Source organism: Sphingobium sp. CECT 9361 (assembly GCF_918741285.1).
Classification (GTDB): domain Bacteria; phylum Pseudomonadota; class Alphaproteobacteria; order Sphingomonadales; family Sphingomonadaceae; genus Sphingobium.
In genome coordinates this window covers 1-7,924 of record NZ_CAKKNC010000051.1, presented here as the reverse complement: position 1 = coordinate 7,924, position 7,924 = coordinate 1, and the positions used below count along the sequence as shown (strand labels likewise).

The following is a 7,924-nucleotide window of genomic DNA, read 5'->3' as shown; positions in this document are numbered from 1 at the left end:
AAACGACCGCAGAGGTTCGTCGAGAAATAATGCGGAGCAAAGCCCGTCAGATAACGTCGCAATTCTGCGCATTTCATACACTGAAACCGCGTTCCTTCACATTATCGACACCTCGCGATTACTTGAGTTATGGCGAGGTGAGCATAAACCCAGCCAGCTTGCGATATAGCTGGCATGATCGGGGCGCGGCTCGATGCAAAGCCCTAGATCGGTGGCCAAGAAGGCAGCGCCTAATCCCGCTACCAATTTCTCCCGTGCGTATCCTCCATCGCCTCATCTCTCCAGGCCAAAGCTGCGATCAAGGCGGCTCTCGTTCCGAGTCCAATGCACGGTTTCGTGGCCCCTCGTGGCGCAATAGCCGTGGGCATCATGGAAAGCTGCGAAGGGCGGTAGCTGGATGCGGTCGGCTGACGGGATGTAGAAGGCCCTGTCGCCGCCGTGTTTCACGGTTGCCGGGATGCTGGCAAAGAATGCCTCTGCGGCTTCGATGCGCTCTACCCCCGGCTATGGTTCCGGCACAATATGGACCCTGCACGTTGGCTTCCGCCGTTAGACCAATGAAACGGTCGCAAAGCCATCGCGCCGTCTCGTGCGTGATGCGCGGGCCGCTTGCTTAGCGCGCTTGTCGGCGCGTTTAGAATTGGCAGCCGCGCGCAAGGCCTCGGCGCGGTTTTTCGCTTTGATTTCGCGGTCGGTCTTGATCTTCGACTGCCACGCCTAGATCACCGACTTGGCATTCTCACTGGCGTCGCGCAGCGTCATCTGGGTCAGTCCGGTTAGCATCGCCGCGATAATCTGGTCGCCCTCATCGCCGAGCAACGTGAGCTTTTCCAGCGCAATCTGGGCAACCAAGCGCTTGGGCACCTTTTCGAAGCGACCCATGAAGCGTGCTTCGGCCTTTTCGCGCACCAAGGTGAGGATCGCGGTTGATACGCCGCTGCGTTTGAGGCGTCGAGATCCGCGCGATATCTAGATGCCTTGCACAGCGCATCTTCCAGATATTGAATAGTGGCCGCGTCAAATCCCATTGGACCCTCTTTATCCTTACATCTGGTTGGGCCGTCTTGATGCGGCTCCCGTCAGATGTAAGCCCGGAAAAGCGAAGTTTAGAGCGCGATGACGCAGTAAGCGCGATACACCGTTGAAGAGCATCCAAAGCGGAGGTTTTAGATTCACGAAGTGGAATTGACAATGTTGGCAATCCGACCGACAATCAAACTTAAGAATCGACCTAGTAGAGTCGGTCGTCCCCGGGTTTGCGATTGATGCATGCAAGGAGAAAGGCGATGACTCTTCTATCGTGTTCAAGTGCTCAGCGTGACTATCTCAAGCCTTTTGGATATGGGACCCTAGCCCTTCCAAAAGCGAGCACACAACCGCTCCTGATGTTGGCAAAGCGCGGAGATCGCCTGACGCCGATCGGACCGCTTGGCGGAACGCTTGTTCCCGGTGCCGTTCCTTTGCCAGCCGCGGCACGCGGGCCAGTCGCAAGTATCACCGGTGCCCAGTCCAAATCGCTCGACGCAAGCCTCGCGCTTGATGTTCTCGGGTCGGCAATCGGGGCCTTGGCTGGAAGTTCGCTCGGTCTGAAAGCCGCTTACAAAAGTGCGTCGACGGTTGAGTTCGAATTCGGCGAGGTTAACGAGAACCGCGTCGATTTCAACGCTCTTGATAGCTTCCTCGCTGCGGCCAGCCCGCTACCTGCGATCGGTCCTGCGTTGCAGAAAATGCTCGAAAACGATGAGGTGTTCGTCATCACGGCGACCGTCGATGCAAAATCGATTACGGTGAAAGGCAAGAAGTCAGACGGAACGGACCTCGGGCTCGACGTGCCCGTCGTGCAGCAGCTTGTCGGCGCTAAAGTTAGCGTAGGTTCGACCGGCGCGCAAAGTTCGGTATTAACCTATACTTCGACTGACATGCCACTGACCATTGGCGCAGAAGTGGTGAGACTTTTTTTCCGAAATGGTCGGTATCAGGCAGCTAAGCTTGTCAAGCCGACGCCATTGGCCGGAAAAGAGAAGGAAGCAGAGGCTGTCGCTCCGGATCAAATGCTCGAATTGTGAAAGTCTGGGCGACTGAATGGCGGATAAAGCGATGACGTCTTCTTCTTTGTTTTGGCAAGGGGTTGGGCGAACGCCTTATCCTACGCCGGCGCTGCGCTGGTTGCGCGTCTACGCGTTCGACCCCCAAGCGTCCGCAGACCTGGAGACGGCGACGGTCAACAATTCGCTGATCGGCCTTAAATGGGAGACGCCGTGGGAGCGTTCACTCACTCCGGGCCCATGCGGCGAGTATATCGAGGTTATCGACCACGATCCGGCCAGCGGCCTGTTTTATGAACCCGTCGATCTCAACCAACCCGCCCTTCTTGCCCAAAATGGCTTGCCTCCGTCCGAAGGGCGGCCGCAATTCCATCAGCAAATGGTCTATGCCGTCGCGATGAAGACGATCGAGGCGTTCGAGCGGGCATTGGGACGCACGATCTTCTTCGCAAGAGAGATTCCGTTCAATGTCGCCTCCGGGCTCGACCAACGCCGGACCGAACTCGTGCATCGGCTGCGGATCTATCCTCATGCGCTGCGCGAGGACAACGCCTACTACAGCCCGGGAAAGACAGCGATCCTCTTCGGATATTTTCGTCCGCCGACCGCAGTGACGAGCGGGGACCAATGGGTCTTTACGTGCCTCAGTCAGGACATTATTGCCCATGAGACGACGCACGCGATCCTTCACGGCGTTCACAGGCGCTCGATCCAGCCGAGCAATCTGGATACCCGCGCGTTCCATGAAGGCTTTGCGGATATCGTCGCACTTATGCAGCATTTTACGATGCGAGACGTCTTGCGTCAGCAAATCGCGCATACGCGCGGGGATATGCGGCGCAAGTCGCTCCTCAACAGCTTGGCCGGGCAATATGGGGAAGCGCTCGGCCGGAAGCGGGGCGCCCTTCGCGTCGCACTTGAACTCGTGGAAATCGAAGCTGAAGTGGCAGCGGCTGAAACCGAAGCCTCTCGCCAGGCAATCGTCCGCAAGCGATGGACGGCAAAGGGGGAAGCGCCGCTCTTGTCCGACCCGCTCGATCAGAAGAACTGGGACGCGCTGGTTGCGCGCCTGAGGCTCGATGACTCAATTATCGAGCCGCATGAGCGCGGCGGCTACCTCGTAGCCGCGGTCTTCGATGCGTTTACAACCATATACGAGCGGCGGACGGCCGACCTCATCCGTCTGGGTCTGGGAGCTCGGCGGCGTGACGAGGCGAGCGCCTTGCCACCGGATCTCGTTGAAAGGCTTGCCGTCGAAGCGAGCAAGGCCGCCGACCATGTGCTGCGCATGTGTGTCAGGGCGCTCGATTATGTCCCACCTGTGGATATGACATTCGGCGAGTATCTGCGCGCCATCATAACGGCCGACCATGACCTCGTACCCGACGATCCCATGTGCTACAGGATTGCCGTAGCGCAAGCATTCAGGCGGCGTGGCATCGTACCTGAAAATAGCCTGTCGATGGCGCCCGACAGCCTGTTGTGGGATGCGCCGAACCCCGACCACCTCCCGCCGGCGGAGGGTCCGGGGCATGCGCGCCACGACCTGTTGTTCGCCGATCTCCTCAGCAAAATTAAATACGCCATCGACTACAAGAAGCTTCTCGAATCCGACGATGTCAATTTCCGCGAATGGAATGCGAAGATCATCAATAAGAACCGCTACGAGGCGTGGCGATGGTTTTCGAAAAAATCGGACGAGGACGATCTATGGGCGCAACTCATTGGTGTCGAAATGATGGCTGCGGATGACCCCAAGCGTCGTATCCCCGGAGAATCCGAGCAGCTGCCGCTTCGATCCGTCGGGTGGGAAGCCTATGATGGCGGCCCTGAAATGCCTGTCATCCAGCTTTATTCCATCCGCGTTGCCCGTCGCGCGGGGCCCGACGGCCAAGAACTCTCCCAGCTGGTCGTCCAGATTGTCCAACGACGCCGTGCGTACTTCGATGAAGACGTCCAGCAAAGAGTGGACAAGGATGGTGATGACGAAGCGACCAAGCAGCCCGATTTCTGGTTCCGTGGCGGGGCCACGCTTCTGGTCGATTTGCGCGATGGTAGGTTGCGCTACGCGATCCGCAAAACCATTACTGACGAGAAGCGCCTTGCAAGGCAACGGACGTTCGAGCGTGACCGGCGATTGGGCTTCATTCCCATGGCCCAGGCTTCCGATGTGTACGGCTTGCCCGCGGACGAGACCGAGCGCGAGCCTTTCGCGTTTGTACATAGGGGGATGGCATGAGCACGCCCGGCGTCACGATCCGCATGTACAAGGGGTTGCTGGGCGATTGCTTCCTGCTTCGCCTTTTTAACGACACTGCCGTAGACCGGACCCAGCCGGCTGATTTTACCATCCTAATCGATTGTGGCATCATCCAAGGCGAAGGCACGGGCAAGGACCGTATGCGCCGGGCCGCTGAGGATATTAAAAAGGCCTGCGGTGGCAAGCTCGATCTCGTCGTGGTTACGCATGAGCATTACGATCATATTTCGGGCTTCGGCCTTGCGCGCGATATCTTTCTCGACGACGATAATTTCAAGATTGAACGCCTGTGGCTCGCTTGGACCGAAGATCCCGAAGACGAGGACGCGCGAAAGCTGCGCCGCATGTTCGAGCATTCGCAGATGGCGATTGCCGTCGGCGTCGAACGCATGGCTGCGCGGGCAAAGGACAAAGAGAAGGACTGGTACCTTCAGGGCGAGGCCATGGGACTTGACAGCTTTGTCGGTCCCTTTGGAGCCCCAGCTAAAGGAAGGCTCACTGGCCGCGCGATCATCGAGGCTTTGAAGCAAAAGGCAGGCATGGACCCGAATAGCTATTTGGAACCTGGCCAGGTCCTGCCGACGACGGACGATCCCGACAAGCCCGTCTTGCGCGCGTTCGTACTCGGTCCCCCCAGAAACCCCGAGCGTCTTTTCAAAGCGCTGCCTACAAAAGCTAAACCCGAAACCTACCTTGCAGCGCGTGAAGCCGAAGCAAGGACGATGGCACGAAACTTCGCCAGCCTCGGAAACGACGGCGAATTCGGGAATATGCCGTTCAGCATGCGCTACCAGCAAGTCGTCGACACCGAATTGCTTGATCCGACGCTGACGCCGCCGTCCGATGCCACGCCTGCCCAGCGTAACCTTTGGGATATGCGGAAGCGCTATGGGCCGCTGGAGGATAGCGACAATCCAAGCGAGCTAGCGCAGCGCCAGATACGCGACGACTGGCAGGGCGCCATCGGATCTCTCGCGATCAAGCTGGACTCCGATACTAACAATTCAAGTCTGGTCCTAGCCTTTGAGCTCGAGCCTGACGGACCCGTGATGCTGTTCGCCGCAGATGCGCAAGTGGGTAATTGGCTGTCATGGCATGACCAAGGCTATCTGGTATCGGAGGACCAAAAGATTGAGGCGAGCGACATTTTGAAACGGGTGGTCTTTTACAAGATCGGCCATCACGGGAGCCATAACGCAACGTTGCGCGCCGCGGGCCTCGAACAAATGACGGATGAGCGGTTGGTAGCGATGCTACCGCTCGACCAACGCATGGCGAACAAGCGGAAATGGTCCTTTCCCCATGAAGAAATGTACGACCGCTTGAGGGTCTTGACCGGAGGCCGGATCATTTGGGGGGATCGCGATCCAGAACCTGAGGTTTTGGTTGCACATCCCAACTTCAAATCCGCGCTTCGAGAACCCATTGGTGACGATGGTAGCGGCCTCGGCCCCCTATGGATCGAATATGATGTTAATTAGGGCCTGCGTTTGATCACCGTCTCAATCCTCGATCAGACCGTCGATTTGGCGATTGAACTAGTCGATGCCGATGACCATCGCGACGCGATCGTGCCGCGATTCGAGGAAATGGCTGGGACGATCAACGCCGCGGCGAACCGTTTTTCAAATGAGCAGGCGACCGTGTTCAAGCTCACTAGGACCTTGACGATTTTCCGCAGGAAGATTTTCAGAGGCAAAACCATTTCCCGCTCGTTCATGGATTATCGCGAAAAGAACTTTCATTGGACGCTCGACGAGTTTGTCGCGTGGGATCCGGCGCCGCGCCGTCCAACAGCTTATTTTCACGACGCGTGGCACATACGGCAGTTTATCGAACTTGGAGAGCCGCCCAATGACGAGGACGTTCTGATTGACCGAGAACAGGACGCGATGGCGCAACAACTCGACGTTGCGCGTATCCTCAACTGCGACGATGTGCTCATCGAGGATCTCACGCGCTACTCCAACGACAGGGAAAGAATACGCCTTCGATTGCTCAGCGGCGTTGGATTTAACGCGCGCGTCAAAGCTCACTTCGAGATTTTTACGTGACGGGAGCGCTTGGCACGACAAAGATTGATGGGGTCGCGGACGCCCTCACGCCCGTCAAGAACCGAAAGCGACGACGAGATATCTATAGCGGCTCGGCAATTGTATTTCCTGGCGGCGGATACCGCGCTACGCTGTTTCACCTTGGCTTTCTCTGGCACCGGAGGGACGCAGGATTGCTCAATACGGTCTAACGAATCTCAAGCGTCTCGGGAGGCTCGGTCACTGCAGGCGCCTTGGCGATGGCGTGGGATCGCATCGACTGGGAAGACGATGGCTCGCGTTCCGATCGCTTGTAGCGGCGCCGATCCTCGCGCTCGCCAGCAAGACCATGGACTCTGGCTTTATTTGGGGGCGTCTGCTTTGGGTTGTCGGGGCAGTGGGCAAGGCACAACCGGGGCTAATCATCAATACGTTAGACTGAGCGTGCGCTATAATAACGAGGCGGGCGTCACAGCCGGAACATATGAAGTGTGCCTAGCGCCAGATTTTGATGCCTGAACGGGAAATCTGCGAGAAGGCGCCGTCTTGGAGTAACGCCTTGTGCTTCGGCCGTGATTGTCGGCTCGACGATGAGCAGACGCTAGAAACCCCATCGGCGCTCGAGCTGATGAACTGCAATTCTAGCCCTCAGCGCCACCAAAACGTCTAGAGGCCTCGAAAGCGGAAAGTCAGGATTCGGCCAGTGTGCCCATTCATAAGCGTGGCGTAATTGGCCGTCTTAATATCAGTTGCAACTGGGAATCGAGGTTATCTAGCCCCGCCCTGCACAAATTCCACGCCGTTCGATGCGCTAACTGCCTTATCAGCGATAAAGCCTAGCCGTTCACGCAATGGCTTCAATACCTTTTCTGTCGATGATATCAAGGAGCCGCGCCGATGCGATACTGGGCTTCTTGTTGCCCTTTTCCCATTGGGCGACGGTGCTAGCTCAAACGCCTACCATGACAACAAAGATTGGCTGACTCATCCGCGTCCTCTGACGGATGCGGCGAATTTCGGCAGCGGTGAATACGCGCTTCTTCGATAGGCAAAGCTCGTCCATCATCCGTATCATAGTGGCATCCATGGCGCCGACCGCATGGAGGTCCATCGCCATGTCATGGGCCATATCGAGAATATCGCTCATTTTCCGCACTCCAGTTCCGAAATCGTTCCCTTTATATCCCCGGCTTCCCAACGGCTGAACTGCTTACTCCTGAACGCCCTTATGACGATTCCCTAGCGCTCAGTGATAGATTTTTCTGCTCCTTATTTCTTCTCGATTGGGGTGGGCAACGGCTGGGGCAAACAGGCCGGCCGCCCCAACGGGGCGGCCTCAATTCTGCCTATGCCGCGTTCTTTTCCTCGTCGCGATCTGCCAACTTGTGGAGGAAGGCAACGGCACGCTCGGCGTGGGCGGCGGCTTGGACGATGGCGCGGGCATCATTTTGCAGCACTGTGATTAATCGCGAGGTGTCGATAATGTGAAGGAAGGCGGCCAGATTGGCTGAGTTCTGGGGTTTCCTGCCCACGTTCCTTCACATTATTTCAAAGCGTGTCGAGCCAGGCGAGTACGCTTGCATCGC

7 protein-coding genes and 1 pseudogene are annotated in these 7,924 nt (G+C 57.5%); 4 read left to right on the top strand and 4 right to left on the bottom strand.

All coding sequences use genetic code 11. The annotated features are described in order from the left end of the window. Positions 1 to 96: 96 nt before the first annotated feature. Positions 97 to 489, bottom strand: a pseudogene (locus LQ220_RS24480) (zincin-like metallopeptidase domain-containing protein). Between the two features lie 228 nt (positions 490 to 717). After that, positions 718 to 912, bottom strand: coding sequence for a hypothetical protein (locus tag LQ220_RS24475; RefSeq protein ID WP_230190587.1), 195 nt, complete (start codon positions 910 to 912; stop codon positions 718 to 720). A gap of 350 nt (positions 913 to 1,262) precedes the next feature. Here LQ220_RS24475 and LQ220_RS24470 point away from each other — a divergent pair, with 350 nt between their 5' ends. The 4 genes from LQ220_RS24470 to LQ220_RS24455 are packed head-to-tail and all read left to right on the top strand — an operon-like array spanning position 1,263 to position 6,359. Further along, on the top strand, positions 1,263 to 2,066 hold the full coding sequence (locus tag LQ220_RS24470) for a hypothetical protein (protein WP_230190586.1): 804 nt from the start codon (positions 1,263 to 1,265) through the stop codon (positions 2,064 to 2,066). 31 nt (positions 2,067 to 2,097) lie between these two features. Beyond that, positions 2,098 to 4,284 (top strand): hypothetical protein, encoded by a 2,187-nt coding sequence (locus LQ220_RS24465; protein WP_230190585.1) that lies wholly within the window; start codon positions 2,098 to 2,100, stop codon positions 4,282 to 4,284. Continuing rightward, on the top strand, positions 4,281 to 5,786 hold the full coding sequence (locus LQ220_RS24460; protein ID WP_230190584.1) for an MBL fold metallo-hydrolase: 1,506 nt from the start codon (positions 4,281 to 4,283) through the stop codon (positions 5,784 to 5,786). The genes LQ220_RS24465 and LQ220_RS24460 overlap by 4 nt, the downstream gene beginning before the upstream one ends. A 9-nt stretch (positions 5,787 to 5,795) precedes the next feature. Beyond that, positions 5,796 to 6,359: a hypothetical protein gene (locus tag LQ220_RS24455; RefSeq protein WP_230190583.1), complete on the top strand. Its 564-nt coding sequence runs from the start codon at positions 5,796 to 5,798 to the stop codon at positions 6,357 to 6,359. A gap of 928 nt (positions 6,360 to 7,287) precedes the next feature. Here the strand turns inward: LQ220_RS24455 and LQ220_RS24450 are convergent. Both LQ220_RS24450 and LQ220_RS24445 read right to left on the bottom strand, forming a co-directional pair. Then, a complete protein-coding gene (locus LQ220_RS24450) occupies positions 7,288 to 7,485 on the bottom strand; it encodes a hypothetical protein (protein WP_230190582.1) in 198 nt (65 codons plus the stop codon). A gap of 199 nt (positions 7,486 to 7,684) precedes the next feature. Beyond that, positions 7,685 to 7,870 (bottom strand): hypothetical protein, encoded by a 186-nt coding sequence (locus tag LQ220_RS24445; protein WP_230190581.1) that lies wholly within the window; start codon positions 7,868 to 7,870, stop codon positions 7,685 to 7,687. Positions 7,871 to 7,924: the final 54 nt, after the last annotated feature.